Origin of the sequence: Neisseria chenwenguii, assembly GCF_002216145.1 — a bacterium.
Classification (GTDB): Bacteria; Pseudomonadota; Gammaproteobacteria; order Burkholderiales; family Neisseriaceae; genus Neisseria; species Neisseria chenwenguii.
Map to the genome: position 1 here is coordinate 199,762 of NZ_CP022278.1, position 24,474 is coordinate 224,235.

Genomic DNA, 24,474 nt, shown 5'->3' on the forward strand with positions numbered 1-24,474 from the left:
ATTCGGTTGTCTGAGTAACACTTGCTCCGCAAGGAGTGAGTAAGTGAGTAAGACGTTTTCCCCGTAATGTGTTTGGCCATCTATACTTTCCCCTTTAGTATAGATGGTTTTTTTTATCTCCGATTTTTAATCACCGAAGTTATCAGATAAACTGCTCAAACTCGTTCCGCCTTGTTTCTTTTTATTTTTCAGACGGCCTGCAAGCCTTCCTGCCTTATCGTATAATCCCGTTTTTCCATTTCGATATTACTAAAAATGTCTGCACCCCCCCCCCGTCAAACCTGGTCCAGCCGCCTGACCTACATCCTGACCGTTGCCGGCGCGACCGTCGGTTTCGGCGCCACTTGGCGTTTCCCCTATTTGGTCGGCGAAAACGGCGGCGGCGCTTATGTATTTTTGTTCTGCATTGCCATGATTGTCATCGGCATTCCGATGATACTGGTCGAAAACGTCATCGGCCGCCGCAAAGGCGTGAATGCGCTGGACGCTTTCGGCGGCAGTTTGAACGGCAAGCCCGTGCCGAAAATCTGGAAGGTGATCGGCTGGATGGGACTGCTCGGCGCGTTCGGCATCATGGCCTACTATATGGTGTTGGGCGGCTGGGTGATCAGCTACATCGTTAACATCATCAGCGGCGGCTTGGACATTTCCCAACCCGTCAACGGCGAACTGACCAAAACTTTTTTTGTGGAACACATTGAAAACAGCCCGTGGGAAATCGCGTTTTACACCCTGCTGTTTGTTATCGTAAACCAATGGATTTTGGTCAAAGGCGTTATCGGCGGCATTGAAAAAGCGGCCAAATATTTGATGCCGCTGCTGTTTATTTTTCTGATTGCGATGGTCGCGCGCAACGTGACCCTACCGGGAGCAATGGAAGGAATCACGTTCTACCTGAAGCCCGATTTCAGCAAAATCACCGCCGGACTGTTTGTATTTGTATTAGGGCAAGTCTTCTTCGCGCTGAGTTTGGGCTTCGGCGTAATGATTACGCTGTCGAGCTATTTGGATAAAAACGAAAACCTCGTTCAGACGGCCGTGATTACCGCGATTACCAATACCGTCATTGCCGTATTGGCGGGTTTTATGATCTTCCCGTCGCTGTTCAGTTTCGGCGTTGCGCCGAATTCGGGGCCGACTCTGGTATTCCAAAGCTTGCCGATTGTGTTTTCAAATATGTGGGCGGGGCCGGTGTTTGCGGTGATTTTCTTCGGACTTTTGCTGATTGCGGCGCTGACCACTTCGCTGACAATTTACGAAGTGTTGATTACCACGCTTCAGGAAAAGACCAAAATCCGCCGTACTGCGGCGATTACGCTGGTTTTGGGCGGTATTTTCCTGCTCGGCAACGTCCCTTCGATTTTGAGCTACGGCCCGTGGAAAGACGTTTCGGTGTTCGGCAAAAACATTTTCGATGCGTTTGACTACGTCAGCGGCAACATCCTCTTTATGCTGACTGCGCTGGGTTCGGCTCTGTTTGTCGGTTTTGTGATGAAAGACGAAGCCAAAGACGAGCTGCTGTATAAAGGCAACCACACCACGGTCAATATTTGGTTTAACTATGTGAAATATCTGGTGCCGCTGGTGATTCTGCTGATTTTTGCCGGCAACCTGTTTTAAACCGCCCGATCAAACAGAGGCCGTCTGAAATTCCATCGTTTTTTCAGACGGCCTCTGCATTTCTGCCACCTTGAATATCCTGTATAATCGCAAGCTTCACACATTATCGTTCCGCTGCTTTCAGACGGCCTCCACACTAGAATTTTATGGCTTCCAAATCTACCCGCCCCGTTTCCAAATCCGATAAAACCAAAGCGGATACGGCCAAACCCGCTGCCCGCCGCGCAGCCAAATCCCAGCCCAACAAACTCTCCGAAAACCTCAAAGCAGCAAAAATGCTGCAAAAAAACGAGGAAAAAAAAGCGCGCCCCGAGCACGTCGCCAACCTGATTAACGACACTTTGTGGCTGCTGGGGCTGGTCGCAACCGTCTATGCCGCCATCTCGCTGTTGAGCTTCGACATGACCGACCCCGCATGGTCGCGCAGCGTACCCGACAGCGGCGACGTGAAAAACTTCGGCGGCCTGTTTGGCGCGTATTTTTCCGACATCGGCTACTACCTGTTCGGCGTGTCGTTTTGGTGGTGGATTGCTGCTTCCTGCGTATTTCTCTATAAAAACTTCCGCCCGTTTCAAGACAAAGAGCACCACAAACCCTACAACCACGGCGTTGCCGCGCTGGCTCTGTTTCTGCTGCTGATTTGCAGTCCGATTTTGGAACACGTCGCGTTTTCCGATTTCCTGTTGGAATCACTGCCCGTCGGCGCAGGCGGTTTGGTCGGTGCCGTTGCCGGCGCGGGCTTGAGCTGGCTGCTGGGCAAATCAGGCAGCCTGCTGATTATGCTGGTCGTTTTGCTGTTGGCCGTTTCGCTGCTGGCGCAGGTTTCATGGCTGGAAATCATGGCGAAAACCGGCCGCGGCACCGGCAGCGCGCTGTTGGGCGTCAAACGGAAAATGGAAAACAAACAGGCCAAAGGCGTTGCCGACCTGCCCGATGCAAAAAACGCCCGCCGCACCGCCAAAGAAGCGCAAAGCATTACCGCCACACCTGCGCCTGTTTTGGAAGGCAGCAGCAGCAACCGCAAGGCCGTGCAGGTCAAAGTTGCGCCGCCGCCGAAAATCCAGCCTTCGCTGTTTGACCGTGAAGAAGAACCGCGCGTTGCGGGCGTATACCACAAGCCGTCTATGAGCCTGCTGCGCCTGCCCCAGGACGAACCGCCGGTTATCGACCCCGCCGTTTTGCAGCGTACCGCCGAGCGTATCGAGTCCAAACTTTCCGAATTCGGCATCGGCGCGCAAGTGGTTTCCGCCACCACTGGCCCTGTGATTACCCGCTTTGAAATCGAACCCGCACAAGGCGTGAAAGGCAGCCAGATTGTCGCACTTTCCAAAGACTTGGCGCGCTCGATGTCGATGCAAGCCGTGCGTATCGTGGAAACGATTGCGGGCAAAAACACGATGGGCATCGAACTGCCCAACGACAAACGCCAAGACGTGATGTTGAGCGAAATCCTCTCTTCGCCCGTGTTCACCGAAGCCAAATCCAAGCTGACCGTTGCGCTGGGCAAAGATATCGCGGGTACGCCCGTGGTCGGCGACCTGGCGAAAATGCCTCACCTTTTGGTCGCCGGCATGACCGGCTCGGGCAAATCGGTGGGTGTGAACGGCATGATTATGTCGATTCTCTACAAAGCCACGCCCGACGAAGTGCGCTTCATCATGATCGACCCGAAAATGCTGGAATTGAGCATTTACGACGGTATTCCGCACCTGCTCTGCCCCGTCGTCACCGATATGCGCGAAGCCGGTCAGGCGCTGAACTGGTGTGTGGCCGAGATGGAAAAACGCTACCGCCTGCTCTCGCACGCGGGCGTGCGCAATTTGGACGGTTTCAATAAAAAAGTCGAAGACGCCAAAGCCGCCGGCAAGCCGCTGCTCAACCCGTTCAGCCTCAACCCCGACGACCCCGAGCCGTTGGAAAAACTGCCACTGATTGTGGTGGTTATCGACGAGTTGGCCGACCTGATGATGACCGAGCGCAAAGCCGTTGAACAGCAAATCGCCCGCCTCGCGCAAAAAGCCCGCGCTGCCGGCATCCACATGATTGTCGCCACCCAGCGCCCGAGTGTGGATGTCGTCACCGGCCTGATTAAAGCCAATATTCCGACGCGTATGGCCTTTACCGTACAGAGCAAAATCGACAGCCGCACCATCCTCGACCAAATGGGCGCGGACGAGCTGCTGAAATACGGCGATTCCCTCTTCCTCCAACCGGGCAATGCCGAACCGACCCGTTTGCAGGGCGCGTTTGTTTCCGACGACGAAGTCCACCACGTCGTCAACCACGTCAAAGCGCAGGCGCCGACCAATTATGTGGAAGGTCTGCTCAGCGGCGAAGCGGCGCTGGAAACGACGAATATCGTCAATCCGAACGCCGAAAGCGACGAGCTTTTCGACCAGGCCGCCGCCTTCGTTTTAGAAAGCAAAAAAACCTCGATTTCCGCCCTGCAACGCCAACTGCGCATCGGCTACAACCGCGCCGCCAACCTGATGGAAGCGCTGGAAAACGCCGGCATCGTCAGCGCTGCCGATGTCAGCGGCAGCCGCAAAATCCTCTTGCAGAAAGACAGCGCGTAAAACGGGTTTGCGCCGATCAAGACCGTCTGAACATTCCGTGTGCATCTGTGCAGGGAATTTTCAGACGGCCTTTGTTTTCAGACGGCCATAACAGCCGCAGAATCAGTTTCCGAATCTTTACAAGTAGTCAGGCCGTCTGAAAACAACACCCAGCGCATACACAATCTTTCAAACGGCCTTTCCTTATATAAGGCAAACTGTGCTATACTTACCGACTAATTTATCCCCGTAGAAAAGCCGTTTCCAACACTTTTGCAACGGGTTTCCATTAAACACCCCAAACACCATATTTAAGGGCTTACGATGAGCGTAACTGTAGAAACTTTAGAAAATCTGGAACGCAAAGTAGTATTGTCTCTGCCATGGGCAGATATCAACGCTGAAACCGACAAGCGTTTGCAGCAAACCCAACGCCGCGTCAAAATCGACGGCTTCCGTCCGGGCAAAGCGCCGCTGAAAATGGTTGCGTCCATGTACGGTGCAAGCGTGCAAAACGAAGTCATCAACGAGTTGGTACAGCGCGCATTCTACGACGTTGCCGTAAGCGAAAACCTGAAAGTAGCCGGCTTCCCGCGTTTTGATGCCGTGGAAGAGCAAGATGATAAAGATACCGTAAAAATCGCCGCCGTTTTTGAAGTATTCCCCGAAGTTGTCATCGGCGATCTGTCTGCCCAAGAAGTAGAAAAAGTGACCGCAACCGTGGGCGATGCGGAAGTCGATAAAACCGTCGAAATCCTGCGCAAACAGCGCACCCGCTATAACCACGTCGAGCGCGAAGCGAAAAACGACGACCGCGTCATCATCGACTTTGAAGGCAAAATCGACGGCGAACCGTTTGCCGGCGGCTCTGCCAAAAACTACGCGTTTGTTTTGGGTGCAGGCCAAATGCTGCCCGAATTCGAAGCAGGCGTTGCCGGTTTGAAAGCAGGCGAAAGCAAAGACGTGGAAGTCAACTTCCCCGAAGACTACCACGGTAAAGATGTTGCCGGTAAAACCGCCGTTTTCACCATCAACCTGATCAACGTATCCGAGCCCACCCTGCCGGAAGTGGACGACCAGTTTGCCAAAGCTTTGGGCATTGAAGACGGCGACGTTGCCAAAATGCGCGAAGAAGTGAAGAAAAACGTCGGCCGCGAAGTCGAGCGCCGCATCCAAGACCAAACCAAAGATTCTGTAATGGAAGCCCTGCTCAAAGCCGCAGAGCTGCAACTGCCCGCTGCTTTGGTCAACGAAGAAGCCGCCCGCCTGTCCAACGAAATGAAACAGAATTTCGTCAATCAGGGGATGGCTGACGCCGCCAATCTGGATCTGCCGGCCGATATGTTTAAAGACCAGGCCGAACGCCGCGTTTCTCTGGGTCTGATTCTGGCCAAACTGGTCGAAGAGCACAAACTCGAGCCGACACCCGAGCAAATCAAAGCCGTCGTTGCCAACTTTGCCGAAAGCTACGAAGATCCGCAAGAAGTGATCGACTGGTACTACGCCGACGAAAGCCGTCTGCAAGGCCCGACTTCTTTGGCTGTTGAAAGCAATGTCGTTGACTTTGTTTTGGGCAAAGCCAAAGTAACCGAAAAAGCACTGTCGTTTGACGAAGTTATGGGCGCACAGGCTTAAGGCCGTCTGAAAGACCGATAAGCACCGAAGCGGCGCAAAGCGTGCTTTGGTGCTTTGTTTTTAAAAGGAAAACATCATGACCGACATTCAAAACTATCTCGTTCCTACCGTTATCGAACAAAGCGGTCGCGGCGAGCGTGCATTCGACATCTATTCCCGCCTGCTCAAAGAGCGCATCGTCTTTCTCGTCGGCCCCGTGACCGACGAATCCGCCAATCTTGTCGTGGCGCAACTGCTGTTTTTGGAAAGCGAAAACCCCGATAAAGACATCTTCTTCTACATCAATTCCCCCGGCGGCTCGGTAACGGCCGGTATGTCGATTTACGACACCATGAATTTCATCAAGCCCAACGTCTCCACCCTCTGCCTCGGCCAAGCCGCCAGCATGGGCGCGTTTCTGCTTTCCGCCGGCGAAAAAGGCAAACGCTTCGCCCTGCCCAACAGCCGCATCATGATTCACCAACCGCTCATCAGCGGCGGCCTGTCCGGCCAAGCTTCGGACATTGAAATTCATGCCAAAGAGCTGTTGAAAATCAAGGAAAAACTCAACAAGCTGCTGGCCAAACACTGTAACCGCGACCTCGCCGACCTCGAGCGCGATACCGACCGCGACAATTTCATGTCTGCCGAAGACGCAAAAGAATACGGCTTGATCGATCAGGTTTTGGAAAGCCGTGATGCGATTCCGGCTTAAGTGCCGTTTGCATCCGTACTAAGCAGAGGCCGTCTGAATTTTTTCAGACGGCCTCTGCATTAAACCGAGACCTTTGCAAAATTCGCAAATACTGACTAAAGGCCGCCTGAAATGCCAAATCCATCATTCTCACAGGCTGGAATAATAGATTTAACTGCTGTTTGCTGCTCAAAAAATGGTGGCACCCATTTTTTCTGTCCGCGCCAAAACGAAAAAACAAAAGGCCGTCTGAATTTCAGACGGCCTTTGCTTATCCGTTGCCTCATTTATTGGCGTTGAGATAAGTACTAATCAGACGCTCGGTGGAGCTGTCGTGTTTCTGCGGTTCGGTTTCGCCGGTCAGTTCGGCCAAGATAGTTTTGGCGAGCTGTTTGCCGAGTTCGACACCCCATTGGTCGAAGCTGTTGATGTCCCAAATGGTGCCTTGTACGAAAGTTTTGTGTTCGTACAGGGCAATCAGGCTACCCATGTTGCGGGGGTTGACTTCGTCCATGAGGATGAGATTGGTCGGGCGGTTGCCGGAGAAGGTTTTGTGCGGCACAAGCTCTTCGACGCGTGCGTCGTCAAGACCTTGCGCTTTGAGTTCGGCACGGGCTTCTTCGGGCGTTTTGCCGCGCATGAAAGCTTCGGCCTGCGCGAACACGTTGGCGAGCAGGATTTCGTGGTGGCCTTTGAGGTTGCTACGTTTTTGCAGGGAAGCAATCAGGTCGATGGGGGTGATGTGCGTGCCCTGATGCAGCAGTTGGAAGAAGGCGTGCTGGCCGTTGATGCCGGTTTCACCCCAGATAATCGGCGAGGTTTCGTGCTGCACGGGCTGGCCGTCGAGCGTTACCTGTTTGCCGTTGCTTTCCATGTCGAGTTGTTGGATGAATTTGGGCAGGCGGTGGAGGTTTTGGTCGTAGGGGGCAATAACGTGGCTGCCGCCGCCGTAGTAGTTGATGTACCAAATACCGATCAGCGCGAGGATGACGGGCATATTGCGCTCGAGCGGGGTGTTGATGAAGTGTTGGTCCATCAGGTGGGCGCCGTTGAGCATTTCGATGAAGTTTTCTTCGCCCAGATACAGCATAATCGGCAGGCCGATGGCAGACCAGAGGCTGTAACGGCCGCCGACCCAGTCCCAAAATTCAAACATATTGGCGGTGTCGATGCCGAATTCGGACACGGCTTTTTTGTTGGTGGAAACGGCGACGAAGTGTTTGGCGACGGCGGCTTCGTCGTCGGCATGGCTCAAAAACCATTGGCGCGCGGTCAGGGCATTGGTCAGGGTTTCTTGGGTGGTGAAGGTTTTGGAGGCGATGATGAACAGCGTAGTTTCGGGGTGGACTTTTTCCAACACGCTGCGCAGCTGCGAGCCGTCAACATTGGAAACGAAGTGCATATTCAGGCGCGGATGGCCGAACGGGCGCAGCGCGGTGCACATCATCAGCGGACCCAAATCGGAGCCGCCGATGCCGATATTCACGACGTCGGTAATCACTTGGTTGGTATAACCCAGCCAGTTGCCGCTGCGCACTTCGTGGGCAAACTCGCCCATGCGGTGCAGCACATGGTTGACTTTGGGCATGACGTCTTCGCCATCGACCATAATCGGGGAATTGGTGCGGTTGCGCAGGGCGACGTGTAAAACGGCGCGGTTTTCTGTGGTATTGATTTTTTCACCATGAAACATCTGCTGCATACGCTCGGGCAAACCGGCTTCGCGCGCCAAATCAGTCAGCAGCGACAAGGTTTCGTCGGTAATGCGGTTTTTGGAATAATCCAAAGTCAGTCCGCCGACTTCCAGCCAGTAGCGCTTGGCACGATCGGGATCTTGCTCGAACATTTTGCGCATATGGTTGGTTTTGGTTTCGTCGAAGTGTTTCCACAGTTTCGACCATGTCGGGAGGTCGTGAAGATGTTTCATGGCGTTCAATCCTTGTTAAAACCAATATGTTTGTTGTGAATACTTTTCTTGCTCTTTTGCAGTTGCAGGCTGGCTTCGTCGCCCAAGCGCAGCGCCAGACCAATAGCGAGAATGTCGATGACGGCAAGCTGGAGCAGACGGGAAACCATAGGCGTGTAAAGCTCAGCGTTTTCCTGCGTGGCCACGCTCAAAACGCAGTCGGCAAGCTGTGCCAGCGGCGAATCGGCGCGGGTTACGGCAATCACAGACGCGCCGTTTTCTTTGGCGATGCTGGCGGCGTCTAAAAGCTCGATAGAAGAGCCGGTATTGGAAATCGCCACCAAAACGTCTTGATTGCTCAACACCGAAGCCGCCATCAATTGGGTATGCGGATCAACGTAGGCGACGGTGGAAATGCCGAAACGGAAAAACTTATGCTGCGCATCTTGCGCGACAATGCCCGAATTGCCCACGCCGTAAAACTCGACGCGGCGGGCGTGCATCAGCTTGGCGATGGCGTTTTCCAGCTCGTCTTCTTTGAGGAAACGGCGTTCGCCCAAAATGGAAGCGGCGGCGTTGGACAACACTTTTTCCACCACCACGCCCATGTCGTCATCGGCGTTCAGCTCTTCGTGTACATACGGCATGCCTTCGTGGCCGATGCTGGCCGACAGTGCAAGCTTGAATTCGGGCAGCCCCTTATAACCCAGACTGCGGCAGAAACGGATAACCGTCGGCTGGCTCACCGACGCCTTTTCGGCAATTTCCGCCACAGCGGCATGGACAAACCATTTCGGCTCGGCCAGCGCCGATTCCGCCACCTTGCGCTCCGCGCCCGAAAGGCCCGACAAAGATTCACTGATTTTGCTTAACATGATAATTTTCCCATTTTATTTGTGCTGCATCACGCGAACACCGCGAGGCCGTCTGAAAGACAGTCCGCCCGAAACAAATGCCGTCTGCAAACAGGCCGTCTGAAAAACCAAACCGCGCCGCAATCAGGCTTTCCGCCCTGCCCCGCCCAATGCATTGACATTGTTGCAGGCATTGAGCAGGTGGTTGTTCAAAGCCACCGCCGCGCCGGTCAGACCCGGGTATTTGCTCAACACCACATACACCGGAATCGCCGCCAGATAAGCATCAAAACGGCCTTTGTTTTCAAAGCGGTTACGGAACGGCGAGTGTTTGAAGTATTCGATAAAGCGCGGAATAATACCGCCGCAGAGATACACGCCGCCGCTCGCGCCCAGCGTCAGCGCCAGATTGGAAGCGACCGTACCCAGCATGGCGCAGAAAATGTCCAAAGTCAGGCGGCACAAGGGCGAAGAGCCGCTCAGCGCGCTTTCGCTGATTTCCGCCGGGCTGAGTTTTTTCGGCTTGATGCCTTCCTTGGTGGCAAGCGCTTCATAAATCAAGGCCAGCCCCGCGCCGCTCAAAAAACGCTCGGCCGAAACGTGGCCGTATTTTTTCTTGGCATATTGCCAAATCATCACTTCTGCATCGTCAAACGGCGGAAAGCTCACATGACCGCCCTCGCCTGCCAGCGGCACCCAGCCGGAATTGCTCGGAATCAAGCCGCTCACGCCCAAGCCCGTACCCGGGCCGATAACGGCTTTAGGCGCATTCGCCACCGGCTCATGCCCGCCAACCTGCACCAAATCCGCTTCGTCCACGCGCGTAATCGCTAATGCCTGCGCGGTAAAGTCGTTCATAAACACCAGCGTATCGAAACCCAACGACTGGCGGGTGGTTTCGATGGAAAACGCCCAATGGTGGTTGGTCATCTGTACCCAGTCACCCAAAATCGGATTGGCGATGGCTACGCCCGCATGGCTGATTTTCGGATTGCCGACGCGCTTGAGGTATTCGCGCATGGCATCGACGATGGTATCGTAATCGGCGCAGGGCAAAACTTCCGCCTGTTCGATAACGTGGGAGGCGGTTTCCAATGCGAAACGCGCATTCGTACCGCCGATGTCGGCAATCAGGCGCGGCCATTCGGCGGATTCGGTTTTTACGGCTTTGGCTTTAGTTTGCGTAGAAGACATGACAGTTTGCTCTTTCATTATTGAGAACCAGGCTGGTCGGATATTCTAATGTTGCGGCTGCGGCGGCCTTGTCGAACACGGCTTTTTTCTCTGCGCCCTGAATCGCCAGAAAAACCGCCGGCGTTTTCACAATCGCCGCCAAACTCATACTGATGCGCTCGTGCGACGCGGTAACGGGCGTGGTATGCAGCAGTGGCTCGCGGCGCGCCAAGTCGATGCCGTCTGAAAGCTGCGGCGCCCGAGGGAACAGCGACGCGGTATGCCCGTCGCCCCCCATGCCCAATACCAGCGCATCGGGCTGCCGGTAATGCGCCAGCGCATAAGCCAACGTTGCTTCCGGAGTCAGCACTTCTGCGGTCTTACCGTCTTCCACCATCGGAATCCACGTTGCAGAACGCGCTTTGTTTTTCAGCAGGTATTCACGCACCAAACCGGTATTGCTGTCTGCATGGTCGGTCGGCACGATGCGCTCGTCCACCAATGCGATGCTGATGTTTGCCCAATCCAAATCCTTTTGCGACAGCGCCTCAAAAAATGCAATCGGCGAGCGCCCGCCGGATACCGCCAAAACCGCATGGCCTTTTTGGTTCAGCGCGGTTTGCAGCGCTGCGGCAACGGCATCGGCCAAATTTTGCGCGGCAACCGCCGCATTTTCGTTTTCGTGCCAGGTAAACATGGATGGATTCCTTTCGTTTTTTTCAGACGGCCTGATGGGTTTCAGGCCGTCTGAAAATCAGGTTCAAACAATACCGCTGCATTGGCGCGCTGGATATAGGGAAAGAAAATAAAAAAATACAAGGCGGCAAGGCGCGGACAGTACGGGACAGATGAACTTGGCGCTTCAGCGCCTTAGTGAATCATCCTCTTTGGGCCCGGCCGCTGCCAACGAAGTAGATTTTTTATTTTATTTCACTATATTTTTCAGACAGCCTGTCGTGTTGCCACACAGGCCGTCTGAAAAACAGATTACTGCTCTTCGTGCCACTTGTTGCCGTCGCGTGCTAAGAGTTCGCGGGCGGCTTCGGGCCCCCAGGAATGGGCAGCATAGCCGTGCGGCGCTTGGGTGTTGTCTGCCCAGTTTTCCAAAATCGGCATCACATATTCCCATGCGGCTTCGAGCTCGTCGCGGCGGTTGAACAAGCCCAGTTTGCCGTTGATCACATCCAGAAGCAGGCGCTCGTAAGCCTCTTGGCGGCGGCCTGCAACGGCTTTGCCCAAGTCTATGCCCAATGCGGCGGTTTCGACTTTGAAACCCGCGCCCGGGGTTTTCACCTGAGTGTAAAGGCGCACGGATTCGTTGGGCTGTAATTCGATAACAAGGCGGTTGGGCGCGGCTTGGCTGTTTTCAAAAATATGGTCACCTAAGTCGCGGAAATTCAACACGATTTCGGCCACTTTGCCCGCCATGCGTTTGCCGGTGCGCAGGTAGAAAGGCACGCCTTTCCAGCGCTCGTTTTCGATTTCGGCCTTGATGGCGACGTAGGTTTCGGTAAAGCTGCCGGCGGGGACGTTCAATTCTTCCAGATAGCCGTTCATGCCTGCGGCGGCGGTATATTGGCCGCGGACGACGTTTTCGTTGACGGATTCGACGGTCAGCGGTTTCAGCGATTTGATGACTTTGACTTTTTCATCGCGCACATCGTCGGCATCCAAGCTCGCCGGTGCTTCCATCGCGGTCATACACAGCATCTGCATCAAGTGGTTTTGAATCATGTCGCGCAGGGCGCCGGTGATATCGTAAAACTCGCCGCGCTCTTCGACACCAAGCTGTTCGGCAATGGTCAGCTGTACGCTTTTGATGTATTTGTTGTTCCACAGCGGCTCGAACATCACATTGGCAAAACGCAGCGCCAGCAGGTTTTGCAGGCTCTCTTTACCCAGATAATGGTCGATGCGGTAAATCTGTTCTTCTTTAAAGTAACGCGCCACGTCGGTATTGATTTGCTGCGAAGACGCCAAATCCGTACCCAGCGGCTTTTCCAAAACCACGCGAACGTTAGCGGCATTCAGGCCAACGTTGGCAAGGTTTTCACAGGCTTGGGCGAAGAATTTCGGCGCGGTCGAGAGATAGACAATCACGTTTTCGGTTTCAGTACGCGCTTTGACGGTTGCTGCCAGCGCATCAAAATCCGCAGCATTGGTAACGTCCACCGTCAGATAATGGAGACGCTTGATGAAAGATGCCCATTGGTCGTCTGAAAAATTTTGTTTGACGTGGATTTTAGAATTGGTTTCCACCTTGGACAAAAAGCCCTCGGCATCCAACTGGCTGCGGCTCACGCCCAAAATGCGGCCCTGCGGGTGCAGCAGGCCGGCAACGTGCGCCTGATAGAGGCAGGGCAGCAGTTTTCGCATTGCCAAGTCGCCGGTGGCGCCAAACAAAACCAAATCAAAATTAGTCTGGGTACTCATATTTCATCTTCCATCAAAAGCGGCTTGCGCCGGATTAATCATTTGTTATCAAAATGTTTATCAATATTTTCAACCGCAGCATGCAGACCCGAACGGTTTGATTCTCTTATTAATATTTTGGCTGCTGCGGCACAAAATCTTGCGACACGAAAATTGGTAGTAATCCTACACACGGCTACTCTTTTTGTCTATGCGCTTTTGGGGAAATTATTTGACTTAGTTTAAAGTTTCCGTGGGTTTTGTCTGACGCATTTTTTGAAAAAACATCAAACCACGATTTAAATCAAATAATGTGTTTTTATTTTGTTTTCCATGTAACTAAATTACAAAATTGGGACTATAATATTGGTAAACTAATTTTCAGACGGCCTTAAGCCGCCACAAACCTGCTACCTTCCGAAAGGAATGCCATCATGAATTTTCCGTCTATCCATCCTAAACTGGCCGAAATTACCGAGCGTATCATCGAGCGCAGCCGCCCAACCCGCGAGAAATACCTCGCCAAAATCCACAGCGCCAAACAGGTCGGCCGCTTGGAGCGCAACCAGCTCGGTTGCAGCAACTTGGCGCACGGCTACGCTTCCATGCCCAAAACCATCAAAATCGAAATGTTGCAGGAAACCGTACCCAATTTAGGCATCATTACCGCCTACAACGACATGGTTTCCGCCCACCAGCCGTTTAAAGATTTTCCCGACTGGATTAAAGACGAAGCGCACAAAAACGGCGCCACCGCCCAAGTCGCCGGCGGCACACCCGCCATGTGCGACGGCATCACGCAAGGCTATGCCGGCATGGAGCTTTCGCTGTTTTCCCGCGACGTAATCGCCATGAGTACCGCCGTCGGTATGTCGCACCAAATGTTCGACGGCGGCCTGTATATGGGCGTGTGCGACAAAATCGTACCGGGCTTGATGATCGGTGCATTGTCGTTCGGCCATATTCCTGCCGTTTTTCTGCCCGCCGGCCCGATGTCCAGTGGCATCGGCAACAAAGAAAAAGCCCGCACCCGCCAGCTGTTTGCCGAAGGCAAAGTCGGCCGCGATGCGCTGTTGGAAAGCGAAATGGGTTCTTACCACAGCCCCGGCACCTGCACTTTCTACGGCACGGCAAACTCTAACCAAATGATGATGGAAATGATGGGCGTACACCTGCCTGCCGCCGCGTTTGTCCATCCCTACACCGACCTGCGCGAAGCGCTAACCCGCTACGGCGCCGCCCATTTGGCGCAAGGCATCCGCAACGGCACCGCCGTGCCGCTCGGCGAAATGCTGACTGAAAAATCCTTCATCAACGCCCTGATCGGCCTGATGTCCACCGGAGGCTCGACCAACCACACCATGCACCTCGTCGCCATGGCGCGCGCAGCCGGCGTGATTCTCAACTGGGATGACTTCGATGAAATCTCAGCCATCATTCCGCTGCTCATCCGCGTTTACCCCAACGGCAAAGCCGACGTCAACCACTTTACTGCGGCGGGCGGTTTGCCGTTTGTCATCCGCGAGCTGCTCAATGCCGGCCTGTTGCATAACGACGTCGAAACCGTGGTCGGCCGCGGTATGCACCACTACACCAAAGAGCCGTTCCTTATTGACGGCAAACTCGAATGGCGCGAAGCGCCCGCAGAAAGCGGCAACGACGACATTCTGCGCAAAGCCGACAATCCGTTCTCGCCCGACGGTGGTTTGCGCCTGATGAAAGGCAACATCGGCCGCGGCGTGATTAAAGTGTCCGCCGTGCGCGAAGGCTGCCGCGTGATTGAAGCGCCTGCCATCGTGTTCAACGACCAGCGCGAAGTATTGGCCGCATTCGAACGCGGTGAGCTGGAAAAAGACTTCGTCTGCGTCGTCCGCTATCAAGGCCCTCGTGCCAACGGTATGCCCGAGTTGCACAAACTGACCCCGCCTTTGGGTATTCTGCAAGACCGCGGCTTTAAAGTTGCGCTGCTGACCGACGGCCGTATGTCCGGCGCATCCGGCAAAGTACCCGCCGCCATCCACATGACCCCTGAAGCCCTGATGGGCGGCAACATTGCCAAAATCCGCACCGGCGATTTAATCCGTTTCGATTCGATTACCGGCGAACTCAACATCTTGGTCAACGAAGCCGAATGGAACGCGCGCGAAGCCGAAAAAATCGACCTGAGCGCCAACCAGCAAGGTTGCGGACGCGAACTGTTTGCCAATTTCCGCAGCATGACCAGCAGCGCAGAAACCGGCGCCATGAGCTTCGGCGGCGAATTTGCCTGATGCCAAACATTCAGACGGCCATTATCGACATCAGGTCGTCTGAATTTTTTTACCGCCTCATTTTTACTTTACCGCTTTATTCAGGAGTATTGATATGTCCAAACTGACCCCGCGCGAAATCCTGCAAGCAGGCCGTGTTGTTCCCGTTATCGCGATTGACGACATCGAAACTGCCGTCGATTTGGCACACGCCCTCGTCGAAGGCGGCATCCCCACCCTCGAAATTACCCTGCGCACCGAACACGGCCTCGAAGCCATCCGCCGCATCAAACGCGAAGTCAAAGGCGCGATTGTCGGCGCCGGTACCGTCGTCAACGGCGAACAGCTCAAACAGGTGGCCGACGCCGGCGCCGAATTCGCCATCAGCCCGGGTTTCAACATCAAACTCGCCCAGGCCGCGCAAACCATGGCCGGCAGCATCCACATGATTCCCGGCATCGCCACCCCGGGTGAACTGATGCTGGCTTTGGAACACGGCATCGACACCCTGAAACTGTTCCCTGCCGAAGTCGTCGGCGGCAAAGCCATGCTCAAAGCCCTCTACGGCCCGTTTGCCGACGTGCGCTTCTGCCCGACCGGCGGCATCACCCCCCAATCCGCCCCCGAATACCTCGCCCTGCCTAATGTATTGTGTGTCGGCGGCACATGGCTGACCCCGAAAGACGCCGTAAAAAATCGCGATTGGAACACCATTACCAAGCTGGCCAAAGAAGCGGCCGCGCTTCAGCCGGCTAAGTAACTATTTGATTTCATCTTAAAATTGCCGGCAAAACAAACCACTATAGGCCGGGCTTCAGCTTGGCGTACCCGCTTACTTTGCCGGGCTGAAACCCGGCCTACACAGTTTTTTTAAGTCGTTTCGGCATCTCAAAAGGCCGTCTGAAAAGTTTGACGAACAACGTTCAAACTTTTCAGACGGCCTTATATTTCAAATCTTTATCAAAACGACCTCTACGCGGACAAAAATTGTTTACAGGGAAACCCGCACAAAAATGCAACCAAGCCCGCAAACAAACAGCCGTCTGAAAACCGGTTTCCCGGCTTTTCAGACGGGCTCAATCTTCATTTGTTCAACACAAAAAACTCAATCAAAACATTCTTAAAAATAAAGCCGAACACGCCGAAGCCCAAGACGAAAAACAGCATAAACATCCCGAATTTGCCCGCTTTCGATTCTTTACCCAGCTTCCAGACGATAAAACCCAAAAACAAAATCAAACCCGTCAGGCAGATTTTCAGCGCCCAATCGGAAAACTCAGCCTCACTCATTGCATTATCCTTTTGATGTGTATGAATTTTTAATGAATTAAAATAAAAAATCCACTTCGTTGGCTGCGGCAGGGCTCAAAGAGGACGATTCACTAAGGCGCCGAAGCGCCAAGTTCATCTGTCCCGTACTAACCGTGTTGTCTGCACCTTGCCGCCTTGTATCTTTCTTATTTTATTTCACTATAATTTAAAGGCCGTCTGAAAAACCGTTTCCATTTTTCAGACGGCCTGCCCACTTAAGCCATCGCCTGCTGCAAATCGGCAATCAAATCATCGGTATATTCCAAACCGACGGCAAGGCGCAGCAAGCCCGGCTGAATGCCCGAAGCCTGCTTGTCTTCGGGGCTCATGCGGCCGTGGGTAGTGGTCCACGGGTGGGTAATGGTGGAGCGCACGTCGCCCAGATTGGCCGTTTTGGAAAACAGTTCCACATGGTCGATGACTTTCCACGCCGCGGCTTGGTCGGCGACTTCAAAGCCGACCACGATGCCGCCGCCGTTTTGCTGCGTTTTCACTAAATCCGCCTGCGGATGGTCGGGCATGCCGGAATAGTAAACCGCTTTGACCTGCGGCTGCGCCTGCAACCATTTCGCCACTTTCAGCGCGCCGGCAAACTGTTTTTCCATGCGCACCGACAGCGTTTCCACGCCGCTCAGCAGCGTCCATGCGGTAAACGGTGACATCGCCAGCCCGCAGGCATTGCTGAACACCGCAACCTGCGTCATCAGTTCGTCCGAACCCGACAACACGCCGCCCATCACGCGGCCGTGACCGTCCACCGCTTTCGTCGCCGACTGCACCGAAATATCCGCGCCTAGCGCCAGCGGCTGCTGGCCGTAGGGCGACATAAAGCTGTTGTCCACCACCAAAAGTGCGCCGGCTTTGTGCGCCATATCCGCCAGCGCGCGCAAATCGGCCACTTCTCCCAGCGGATTGGACGGCGTTTCCAAGAAAAACAGCTTGGTGTTTTTCTTCAACGCCGCCTGCCATTCGGCCAAATCGGTTTGCGAAACATAGGTCACTTCAATACCGAATTTCGCCACCACACCGTTGAGAAAACCCACGGTCGTGCCGAACAGGCTGCGGCTGGAAACGATATGGTCTCCTGCTTTCAAAAAAGTGAGCAACGACGCCAAAATCGCCGACATCCCCGTCGAAGTTGCCACCGAACGCTCTGCGCCTTCCAGTGCCGAAATGCGCTGCTCAAATGCCGCAATCGTCGGATTGGCGGTACGGGTGTAGGTAAAGCCTTTGATTTCTTTGGCAAACAATGCCGCGCCCTGTTCCGCGCTGTCAAACATAAAACTGCTGGTCAGAAACAGCGCCTGATTGTGTTCGCGGTATTCGGTCTGCTCTTTGCCGCCGCGGATGGCAAGGGTTTGCGGGTGGAGTTTTTTGGTCATCGTTGTTCCAATCTGAATCTTGATACGGAGGCCGTCTGAAAACAGAATGCGCCGACGGCTGATTAAATTGTTAACATTTTGCGCCTGTTTGAACAGGGTTTCAAGGCTTCTCCGGATTTTGTCGAGCAGTTGCGCCGCAATAAAAGGCCGTCTGAAATTCGATTACCCGCGTAATCGGATTTTTCAGACGGCCTGATGTTTTACTGATAAACCTGCCCGTTGTGTTTCAGCCAGCCGTCGGCGTGACGGCCTTGCGGGTCGTGGTGCGTCCAATGAATGACGCCGCCTTGCTGCGACCATTCGTATTCGCCGTTAAACGCGACTGTGTCGCCTTTTTTCAAGCCTTTGATTTTGGGGGCGAGGTCGATGTTGTGGGCAACGAGCAAAGATTGCCCGCCGGAAAGTTTGAGGATGAAACGCTGATGGCGCGAGCCTTTGTTGTCGTCGGGCAGGGTTTTGGCAACCGTGCCTTCGCCTTCGATTTGGATGTTGCTGCGCTGCTTGTCGTACGCTTCCTGCAAAATCTGCTCGAAACCGTCGGAACCGCCGCTTTGCGCAGTTTGGCCGTCTGAATTTCCGCCCGGTCGTTGGGAAACGGCCTGCGTCTGCTGCGCGGGCGTGCGGTTTTCAGACGGCCTGAGAAACTTCTGATAGCCGAACACGGCCAGCGCGGCGACGGCAATCAGTATCCATTTTTGAGTCTGTTTCATGGCTTAACGCTTGAATTTCATTTCGCTTTTGATGTCGGCCATCACGCGCTTGAGGTTGTGTTCCAACACTTCTTCAACCAACTGCGGCGCCTGCTCGTTGAGATTTTGCTGAAGCTGGTAGGTAAACAACGCCATCTGCTTTTGAAGGGCGACGCGGATCATGCCGTTGACGGCGTCGGTCAGGTGCGGGCGCAGGCGTTTGATGAGGCGCTCGGTCAATTCCTGCTCGGAAAGGCAGAACACTTCTTTACGGCCGATAACCTGCGGATTCAAAACGTTAATCGGAACGGCGATGGGCATATCGGGCACGTCGCTGCCGTCTGAAAGGGTTTGCTCGGTTTCGTCAAACGTGATTTCGCTGTTTTGCGGCTCGGGAAATTCGACGGTTTGGCGCTTGGGGTTGAACCAAACGGTGCGCGTAGACTCGATTTGTTTTTCCGATGCGCTCATTTGCAGCGAATTTTGCGCGCTAACCCAGTTTTCCTGAAGCAGCACCATATCGTCGGTTTCGACGTTTTCTTCCTGAGCCAGCTCGGCGTTGTGCTCTTCCTGCCATTTGAGCAGGTATTCGTGCAGCACTTTTTCACGCTCGCGCGCGTCGAGCTTGCGGGCTTCGCGTTCGCGCTCGCGAGCGCTCGGCTCGGGCGAGGCTTTGATCAGCGGGGCGTGTGTGTAGGGGGCGTTGATTTGGCGGGTCTGGCGCAGCTTTTCCAGCCGGCTTTCCCAGTCGAAATTTTCTTCTTCGGTTTGTGCGGAAGATTCGGTGTGTTCGTTGCTCATTTTCTGACCCATAAAAAACAGGCAAACCGCTCGGTTTGCTATAATCGGCATTTTATCAGATTCCTAAGGAACTATCATGAACAGCATCGAAGAGCGCCTCGAATATTTGGAAGAATCCAACGATGTTTTGCGGATGCAGAACCATGTGCTCGCGACCGCGCTCAAGGGCTTGATTCGCGCGCTGCCGCCGGAAACTGCCAACGACGCGGTCGAATCCATCCAATTCGCCTTTGAAGACGCGCTGGCAGAATTGAGCTACGAAGACAGCCCGCACACGGATTTGTTCCACGACGTAACCTACGCGTTTTTCCGCGAAAAAGAACGTTAACCGTGATGCAATAAAAGCGCTGGCTTTTTGTTAACTTATGCTAAAATCGTGTTTTATTTTTCCACTTCCAAAGGATTGTTTATGAACATGAAAAAATGGATTACCGCCGCCTTGGCCTGCTCGGCGCTGGCGCTCGCCGGCTGCGGCGGCCAAAGTAAAGACGCCTCGGCCCCCGCCGAACCGGGCAAAACCTACCGCGTGGCGATGAACGCCGAATTTGCGCCGTTTGAATCGCGCGATTCCGCCGGCAAAATCGAAGGCTTCGACATCGACTTGATGAACGCCATGGCCAAAGCGGGCAACTTCAAAGTGGAATACAAACACCAACCCTGGGAAAGCCTGTTTCCCGCGCTGAAAAACGGCGATGCCGATTTGGTCATGTCGGGCGTCACCATTACCGACGAGCGCAAACAGTCTATAGATTTTACCGATCCGTATTTTGAAATCACCCAAGTGGTTTTGGTGCCGCAGGGCAAAAAAGTCGCCTCTTCGGAAGATTTGAAAAAACTGAATAAAGTCGGCGTCGTTACCGGCTACACCGGCGACTTTTCCGTTTCCAAACTTTTGGGCAACGACAACCCGAAAATCGCCCGCTTCGAAACCGTACCGCTCGTGATTAAAGAGCTGGAAAACGGCGGTTTGGATGCCGTTGTCAGCGACAGCGCCGTCATCGCCAACTATGTGAAAAACAATCCGACCAAAGGCATGGACTTCCTGACACTGCCCGATTTCACCATTGAAAACTACGGCATCGCCGCCCGCAAAGGCGATGAGGCCACGGTTAAAATGCTGAACGATGCGCTGAGAAAAGTACGCGAAAGCGGCGAATACGACAAAATTCACGCCAAATATTTTGCCGAAGAAGACAAAAAAACCGCTGAAGGCAAAAACGCAAGCGAAGCAAAAAAGTAATGTGATTTAAGCGTTTAAAAAGCAAAGGCCGTCTGAAAATATTCAGACGGCCTTTTGATTTTGCAAAGCCCCGGCCTTATTCCCCAGCGCCGCGACCATCACCGCTTTAATCGTGTGCATACGGTTTTCGGCCTGGTCGAACACAATGCTGGCTCCGCTTTCAAACACCTCTTCCGTCACTTCCACGCCGTTTAAGCCGAAGGTTTCGTAAATCCATTCGCCGACGGTAGTCTCGCGGTTGTGAAACGCGGGCAGGCAGTGCATGAATTTCACGTCGGGATTGCCCGAAGCCGCCATCAGTTCGGGGGTAACGCGGTAGGCCTTGAGCAAGTCGATACGCTCCTGCCATACTTCTTTCGGCTCGCCCATGCTGACCCACACGTCGGTATGGATAAAGTCCACGCCTTTTACCGCTTCTTCCGCGCTTTCGGTCAACGTGATTTTCGCGCCGGTTTCGGCGGCCACGGCCTGCGCTTGGGCGATGATGTTTTCAGACGGCCACAAGGCTTTCGGCGCACCGATGCGCACGTCCATGCCCAGTTTTGCGCCCAAAATCAGCAGCGAATTGGCCATGTTGTAGCGCGCGTCGCCGACGTAGGCATAGGCTACTTGGTTCAACGGTTTGTCGCTGTGTTCCTGCATGGTCAGAGCGTCGGCCAGCATCTGGGTGGGGTGGAACTCGTTGGTCAGGCCGTTGAACACCGGCACGCCTGCGTATTTCGCCAGTTCTTCGACCACTTCCTGCCCGAAGCCGCGGTATTCGATGCCGTCGTACATGCGCCCCAACACGCGCGCAGTGTCTTTGATGCTTTCCTTATGCCCGATTTGGCTGCCGGTCGGTTCGAGATAGGTTACGCCCGCGCCCTGATCGCGCGCGGCCACTTCAAACGCGCAACGCGTGCGGGTAGAGGTTTTTTCAAAAATCAGGGCGATGTTTTTGCCTTTCATTTTCTGCACTTCATTACCTGCTTTTTTGGCGGCTTTGAGTTCGGCGGCCAGTTGCAGATAATGCAGGATTTCGTCTTGGGTAAAATCTAAGAGCTTGAGAAAATGGCGGTTTTTGAGGTTCATTTCGTTCTCTCTGTCATCATGTTTTCAAATGGATTTCAAAATATTTTTTCAGACGGCCTGATGAAAGGCAAGGCCGTCTGAAACGTTAAAACAGCACTCCCTGCTCCATACCGCTTTCCAAGTCGAGCAGAAACCTTTTGCGCGCGATGCCGCCGGCGTAGCCGGTCAGTTTGCCGTCGCTGCCAATGACGCGGTGGCACGGAATCAGAATCGAAATTTTATTTTGCCCGTTGGCGGCGGCAACGGCTCGGACGGCTTTAAGGTTGCCCAACTGCCGCGCCTCTTCTTTATAGCTCAGCGTTGCGCCGTAGGGAATGGTCGATAAAACCTGCCAAACCTGTTTCTGAAAATCAGTGCCGACCATGTGCAGCGGCGTAGAAAAAGTTTTCAGACGGCCTGCGAAATATTCGGCCAATTCGGTTTGCAAAACATCATGATACGCGCTTTTCTGCCAACTGAAATTGGCTTTAAGCGCGGCGTGAAGCTGATTGACTTCCCTTTGCAGATGTTTCTGGTCGGCAAATTCAAGCAAACTCAAGCCTTCGCTGCCGAATACTGCCAGCATTGTGCCGACAGGCGTGTCCAGCCGCGCTACGTTCAAAACGGCGGGAAAGCCGTCGTTATGGGGGAAACGCAAATCGGTCGGATTCATTTCAGACGGCCTTTTTTATCTGTTTTCAACGGTATATGCGGTTTGTTTTAAGTTGCAGGACGCAATCATTGCTGCTTTTTTTCTTGTGGCGGTGATGGATCAATGGCTTTAACCGCCCAAAGCCACCCTTCCCCTAACCCCTTCCCGCCGGCGGGACGGGGAACAGGGTGCTGATGGTTTAAAAACAAGCTTTCCGCCCGATTGGTTTTCAGACGGCCTCAACTTCCTATTTCAGCAACTGAGCCATCATGCCTTCGTAAACGGCTGATAACTTGGGAATATCGTCGAGCAATACGTTTTCGTTAATCTGATGAATCGTCGCGTTGCTTGGCCCCAGTTCAATCAGTTCGGCGGCGATGACTTTGATGAAACGGCCGTCTGAAGTGCCGCCGCTGGTGGAAAGTTCGGCTTCCACGCCGCAAACCTTTTGAATCGCCGCGCGCGCGACATCGGTCAGGCGGCCTGCTTGGGTCAGAAACGGCTGGCCGGAGCAAGACCATTGCAAATCGTAGTGTACGCCGCAGCGGTCGAGAATGCCGTGTACGCGCTGTTTCAGGCTTTCTTCGGTGGATTCGGTGGAAAAACGGAAATTGAATTTGACGTTGAGTTCGCCCGGAATCACGTTGGTCGCGCCCGTGCCGCCGCCGATATTGGAAATCTGGAAGCTGGTGGGCGGAAAATAATCGTTGCCGTTGTCCCAAACTTCCTGCGTCAACGCGAGCAGCGCAGGAGCAAACGTGTGCACGGGGTTGACCGCCAGATGCGGATAGGCGATATGCCCCTGCTTGCCCTTGACGGTAAGGTTGCCCGACAGCGAGCCGCGGCGGCCGTTTTTCAACATGTCGCCCAAGGTTTTGGTCGCAGTCGGTTCGCCGACAATGCAGTAATCAATCAACTCGCCGCGCGCTTTTAATGCGTCCACCACTTTGGTCGTGCCGTCGTGCGCATCGCCCTCTTCGTCGGAAGTAATCAGCAGAGCAATGCTGCCCGCGTGATTCGGATTTTCGGCGACAAAACGCTCGCAGGCGGTCACGAAACAGGCAATGCTGGTTTTCATGTCCGCCGCACCGCGCCCGTACAGCCGGCCGTTTCGCTCGGTCGGCTCAAACGGCGGCGTATCCCATTTTTCAGACGGCCCGGGCGGCACGACGTCGGTGTGTCCGGCAAAACAGAACACGGGCGACTGCGTGCCGCGCCGCGCCCAAATGTTTTTGGTTTCACCGAAGTTTAGGGTTTCGACGGTGAAACCGATTTTTTGCAGGCGTTCGGCCAGAATCTGCTGGCAGTTTTGGTCATCGGGCGTTACCGAGGCTTGGGCGATGAGTTGTTTGGCGAGGTTGAGTGAGGCGGTTTCGGTCATTTTTTCGGGGTCTTTCTTGAGGCCGTCTGAATATTTCGACCATGCTCAGCAACCGGATTGTCATGCAGCAGGCCGGGCCTTAGCCCGACCTACGGTCTTCAGTTTTCAGACAGCCTTCTGTTAAAAAACGTGTTATTCGAATGAAACAGGCTATACCGACAGACTTCAGCGGTAACAAGCCTCGTAAAGCGGAATCAGCGCGCGCACGGTGTCGGCAATCCAAAGGGCTTCGTTCTGCCTGCCCAAATCGTCGCGCTCTATGTGTTTGCCGATGCAGAAAAAATCGTCGGGCGACTGCAATTTGAGGCTGTCTGAACCCTGTTCTGCAAGGGTTTGGTAATCGGCGTATTCGCTTTCAGAGCCGTGCCAAACGTCGAAGTCCGCGTATTTTTTAGTGTCCAAACCGTCGAGCCATTGGTTGTATTCGGGCAGCGCAATCGGCGAAACACCGGCTTTGTAGCAATGCCAGTCGAGGCTGACGGTGAGGCGGCGGCGGTTGAGCAGCAACGAAATAATCGCGGCGGAATCCCGATACTGCGCGTATTTGAAATAAGCAAAAAAATGCGCCCTGACCTGCCAGCCGTTGCACCAGCGCTCGATGTGCGGCGGGGCAAACGGTTCGCCCAAATCCGCCGCCACTTCCGACACCAGCGCCTGCCAAACCTGCCAATGCGCTTTGTAATCGGCCTTAATCTGCGGAATGGCTTCGGGTTGGTATTTTTTGAGCTGGGCAAACTGGAAAAACGGAATATTGAATAAGTCGCAGCTGGCGGGGGTAAGCATTTTGTGTTCCTTATAGATGGAAAGGCCGTCTGAAACCGTGATGGGGAACGCCTAGTTAATCCCCGAGAGCCTGCCAACTGTTTTTCGGGCGGCATACGGCGGTTTCCG

Annotated in this window: 20 protein-coding genes and 1 pseudogene; 8 read left to right on the forward strand and 13 right to left on the reverse strand. The window is 54.1% G+C overall.

All coding sequences use genetic code 11. The features are described from left to right. Positions 1–255: 255 nt before the first annotated feature. From BG910_RS00925 to clpP, 4 genes are all read left to right on the forward strand, one after another. Positions 256–1,620, forward strand: a complete 1,365-nt coding sequence (locus BG910_RS00925) for a sodium-dependent transporter (protein WP_089035221.1) — start codon at positions 256–258, stop codon at positions 1,618–1,620. A 146-nt stretch (positions 1,621–1,766) separates the two neighbouring features. Next, complete coding sequence (locus BG910_RS00930; RefSeq protein ID WP_089035222.1) at positions 1,767–4,196, forward strand: DNA translocase FtsK; 2,430 nt, start codon at positions 1,767–1,769, stop codon at positions 4,194–4,196. Between the two features lie 303 nt (positions 4,197–4,499). After that, positions 4,500–5,810, forward strand: a complete 1,311-nt coding sequence (gene tig / locus BG910_RS00935) for a trigger factor (RefSeq protein ID WP_089035223.1) — start codon at positions 4,500–4,502, stop codon at positions 5,808–5,810. A 76-nt stretch (positions 5,811–5,886) separates the two neighbouring features. Further along, the gene (clpP, locus tag BG910_RS00940; protein WP_089035224.1) at positions 5,887–6,504 is read left to right on the forward strand and encodes an ATP-dependent Clp endopeptidase proteolytic subunit ClpP; all 618 of its coding nucleotides are present in this window, start codon (positions 5,887–5,889) and stop codon (positions 6,502–6,504) included. A 262-nt stretch (positions 6,505–6,766) separates the two neighbouring features. On the opposite strand, the gene pgi is transcribed toward clpP, so the two are convergent. From pgi to zwf, 5 genes are all read right to left on the reverse strand, one after another. Further along, a complete protein-coding gene (gene pgi, locus BG910_RS00945; RefSeq protein WP_089035225.1) occupies positions 6,767–8,410 on the reverse strand; it encodes a glucose-6-phosphate isomerase in 1,644 nt (547 codons plus the stop codon). A gap of 5 nt (positions 8,411–8,415) precedes the next feature. Beyond that, positions 8,416–9,264 (reverse strand): MurR/RpiR family transcriptional regulator, encoded by an 849-nt coding sequence (locus BG910_RS00950; RefSeq protein WP_089035226.1) that lies wholly within the window; start codon positions 9,262–9,264, stop codon positions 8,416–8,418. Positions 9,265–9,387: 123 nt separating this feature from the next. Continuing rightward, a complete protein-coding gene (locus BG910_RS00955; RefSeq protein WP_089035227.1) occupies positions 9,388–10,437 on the reverse strand; it encodes a glucokinase in 1,050 nt (349 codons plus the stop codon). Then, positions 10,418–11,113: a 6-phosphogluconolactonase gene (pgl, locus tag BG910_RS00960; protein WP_089035228.1), complete on the reverse strand. Its 696-nt coding sequence runs from the start codon at positions 11,111–11,113 to the stop codon at positions 10,418–10,420. The genes BG910_RS00955 and pgl overlap by 20 nt, the downstream gene beginning before the upstream one ends. Positions 11,114–11,403: 290 nt before the next feature. Beyond that, a complete protein-coding gene (gene zwf, locus BG910_RS00965; protein WP_089035229.1) occupies positions 11,404–12,849 on the reverse strand; it encodes a glucose-6-phosphate dehydrogenase in 1,446 nt (481 codons plus the stop codon). Between the two features lie 413 nt (positions 12,850–13,262). On the opposite strand from zwf, the gene edd reads away from it, so the two are divergent. Beyond that, positions 13,263–15,098, forward strand: a complete 1,836-nt coding sequence (gene edd, locus BG910_RS00970; protein WP_089035230.1) for a phosphogluconate dehydratase — start codon at positions 13,263–13,265, stop codon at positions 15,096–15,098. 94 nt (positions 15,099–15,192) lie between these two features. Continuing rightward, entirely contained in the window at positions 15,193–15,837 is a 645-nt protein-coding gene (locus tag BG910_RS00975; RefSeq protein ID WP_089035231.1) for a bifunctional 4-hydroxy-2-oxoglutarate aldolase/2-dehydro-3-deoxy-phosphogluconate aldolase, read from the forward strand. 323 nt (positions 15,838–16,160) lie between these two features. Here BG910_RS00975 and BG910_RS00980 read toward each other — a convergent pair whose 3' ends face one another. The 4 genes from BG910_RS00980 to BG910_RS00995 all read right to left on the reverse strand — a co-directional run bounded on the left by BG910_RS00980 (position 16,161) and on the right by BG910_RS00995 (position 19,260). After that, positions 16,161–16,367, reverse strand: a complete 207-nt coding sequence (locus BG910_RS00980) for a DUF2788 domain-containing protein (RefSeq protein WP_089035232.1) — start codon at positions 16,365–16,367, stop codon at positions 16,161–16,163. A 236-nt stretch (positions 16,368–16,603) separates the two neighbouring features. Beyond that, positions 16,604–17,770 (reverse strand): O-succinylhomoserine sulfhydrylase, encoded by a 1,167-nt coding sequence (gene metZ / locus BG910_RS00985; RefSeq protein ID WP_089035233.1) that lies wholly within the window; start codon positions 17,768–17,770, stop codon positions 16,604–16,606. Between the two features lie 200 nt (positions 17,771–17,970). After that, positions 17,971–18,480, reverse strand: a complete 510-nt coding sequence (locus BG910_RS00990; RefSeq protein WP_089035234.1) for a DUF3465 domain-containing protein — start codon at positions 18,478–18,480, stop codon at positions 17,971–17,973. A 3-nt stretch (positions 18,481–18,483) separates the two neighbouring features. After that, positions 18,484–19,260 carry a hypothetical protein gene (locus BG910_RS00995; RefSeq protein ID WP_089035235.1) on the reverse strand — a complete coding sequence of 259 codons (777 nt, stop codon included), beginning with the start codon at positions 19,258–19,260 and terminating at the stop codon, positions 18,484–18,486. Positions 19,261–19,336: 76 nt separating this feature from the next. On the opposite strand from BG910_RS00995, the gene BG910_RS01000 reads away from it, so the two are divergent. Further along, positions 19,337–19,588 carry an NGO1151 family protein gene (locus tag BG910_RS01000; RefSeq protein WP_089035236.1) on the forward strand — a complete coding sequence of 84 codons (252 nt, stop codon included), beginning with the start codon at positions 19,337–19,339 and terminating at the stop codon, positions 19,586–19,588. A gap of 81 nt (positions 19,589–19,669) precedes the next feature. After that, positions 19,670–20,500 carry a basic amino acid ABC transporter substrate-binding protein gene (locus BG910_RS01005; RefSeq protein WP_089035237.1) on the forward strand — a complete coding sequence of 277 codons (831 nt, stop codon included), beginning with the start codon at positions 19,670–19,672 and terminating at the stop codon, positions 20,498–20,500. Between the two features lie 42 nt (positions 20,501–20,542). On the opposite strand, the gene BG910_RS01010 is transcribed toward BG910_RS01005, so the two are convergent. The 4 genes and pseudogenes from BG910_RS01010 to BG910_RS01025 form a co-directional block, all read right to left on the reverse strand. Then, complete coding sequence (locus tag BG910_RS01010) at positions 20,543–21,571, reverse strand: ornithine carbamoyltransferase (RefSeq protein ID WP_089035238.1); 1,029 nt, start codon at positions 21,569–21,571, stop codon at positions 20,543–20,545. Positions 21,572–21,656: 85 nt separating this feature from the next. Continuing rightward, positions 21,657–22,184, reverse strand: a pseudogene (locus BG910_RS01015) (methylated-DNA--[protein]-cysteine S-methyltransferase); the annotation flags it as partial. Between the two features lie 265 nt (positions 22,185–22,449). Next, entirely contained in the window at positions 22,450–23,583 is a 1,134-nt protein-coding gene (dapE, locus tag BG910_RS01020) for a succinyl-diaminopimelate desuccinylase (protein ID WP_089035240.1), read from the reverse strand. A 165-nt stretch (positions 23,584–23,748) separates the two neighbouring features. After that, the gene (locus BG910_RS01025; RefSeq protein ID WP_089035241.1) at positions 23,749–24,366 is read right to left on the reverse strand and encodes an HI_0552 family protein; all 618 of its coding nucleotides are present in this window, start codon (positions 24,364–24,366) and stop codon (positions 23,749–23,751) included. Positions 24,367–24,474 lie beyond the last annotated feature (108 nt).

Excerpts from the sequence above, each read along its gene's own strand:
- BG910_RS00925 (WP_089035221.1), top strand. The coding sequence starts at position 256 with ATGTCTGCACCCCCCCCCCGTCAAACCTGGTCCAGCCGCCTGACCTAC.
- BG910_RS00930 (WP_089035222.1), top strand. The coding sequence starts at position 1,767 with ATGGCTTCCAAATCTACCCGCCCCGTTTCCAAATCCGATAAAACCAAA.
- tig (WP_089035223.1), top strand. The coding sequence starts at position 4,500 with ATGAGCGTAACTGTAGAAACTTTAGAAAATCTGGAACGCAAAGTAGTA.
- clpP (WP_089035224.1), top strand. The coding sequence starts at position 5,887 with ATGACCGACATTCAAAACTATCTCGTTCCTACCGTTATCGAACAAAGC.
- pgi (WP_089035225.1), bottom strand. The coding sequence starts at position 8,410 with ATGAAACATCTTCACGACCTCCCGACATGGTCGAAACTGTGGAAACAC.
- BG910_RS00950 (WP_089035226.1), bottom strand. The coding sequence starts at position 9,264 with ATGTTAAGCAAAATCAGTGAATCTTTGTCGGGCCTTTCGGGCGCGGAG.
- BG910_RS00955 (WP_089035227.1), bottom strand. The coding sequence starts at position 10,437 with ATGTCTTCTACGCAAACTAAAGCCAAAGCCGTAAAAACCGAATCCGCC.
- pgl (WP_089035228.1), bottom strand. The coding sequence starts at position 11,113 with ATGTTTACCTGGCACGAAAACGAAAATGCGGCGGTTGCCGCGCAAAAT.
- zwf (WP_089035229.1), bottom strand. The coding sequence starts at position 12,849 with ATGAGTACCCAGACTAATTTTGATTTGGTTTTGTTTGGCGCCACCGGC.
- edd (WP_089035230.1), top strand. The coding sequence starts at position 13,263 with ATGAATTTTCCGTCTATCCATCCTAAACTGGCCGAAATTACCGAGCGT.
- BG910_RS00975 (WP_089035231.1), top strand. The coding sequence starts at position 15,193 with ATGTCCAAACTGACCCCGCGCGAAATCCTGCAAGCAGGCCGTGTTGTT.
- BG910_RS00980 (WP_089035232.1), bottom strand. The coding sequence starts at position 16,367 with ATGAGTGAGGCTGAGTTTTCCGATTGGGCGCTGAAAATCTGCCTGACG.
- metZ (WP_089035233.1), bottom strand. The coding sequence starts at position 17,770 with ATGACCAAAAAACTCCACCCGCAAACCCTTGCCATCCGCGGCGGCAAA.
- BG910_RS00990 (WP_089035234.1), bottom strand. The coding sequence starts at position 18,480 with ATGAAACAGACTCAAAAATGGATACTGATTGCCGTCGCCGCGCTGGCC.
- BG910_RS00995 (WP_089035235.1), bottom strand. The coding sequence starts at position 19,260 with ATGAGCAACGAACACACCGAATCTTCCGCACAAACCGAAGAAGAAAAT.
- BG910_RS01000 (WP_089035236.1), top strand. The coding sequence starts at position 19,337 with ATGAACAGCATCGAAGAGCGCCTCGAATATTTGGAAGAATCCAACGAT.
- BG910_RS01005 (WP_089035237.1), top strand. The coding sequence starts at position 19,670 with ATGAACATGAAAAAATGGATTACCGCCGCCTTGGCCTGCTCGGCGCTG.
- BG910_RS01010 (WP_089035238.1), bottom strand. The coding sequence starts at position 21,571 with ATGAACCTCAAAAACCGCCATTTTCTCAAGCTCTTAGATTTTACCCAA.
- dapE (WP_089035240.1), bottom strand. The coding sequence starts at position 23,583 with ATGACCGAAACCGCCTCACTCAACCTCGCCAAACAACTCATCGCCCAA.
- BG910_RS01025 (WP_089035241.1), bottom strand. The coding sequence starts at position 24,366 with ATGCTTACCCCCGCCAGCTGCGACTTATTCAATATTCCGTTTTTCCAG.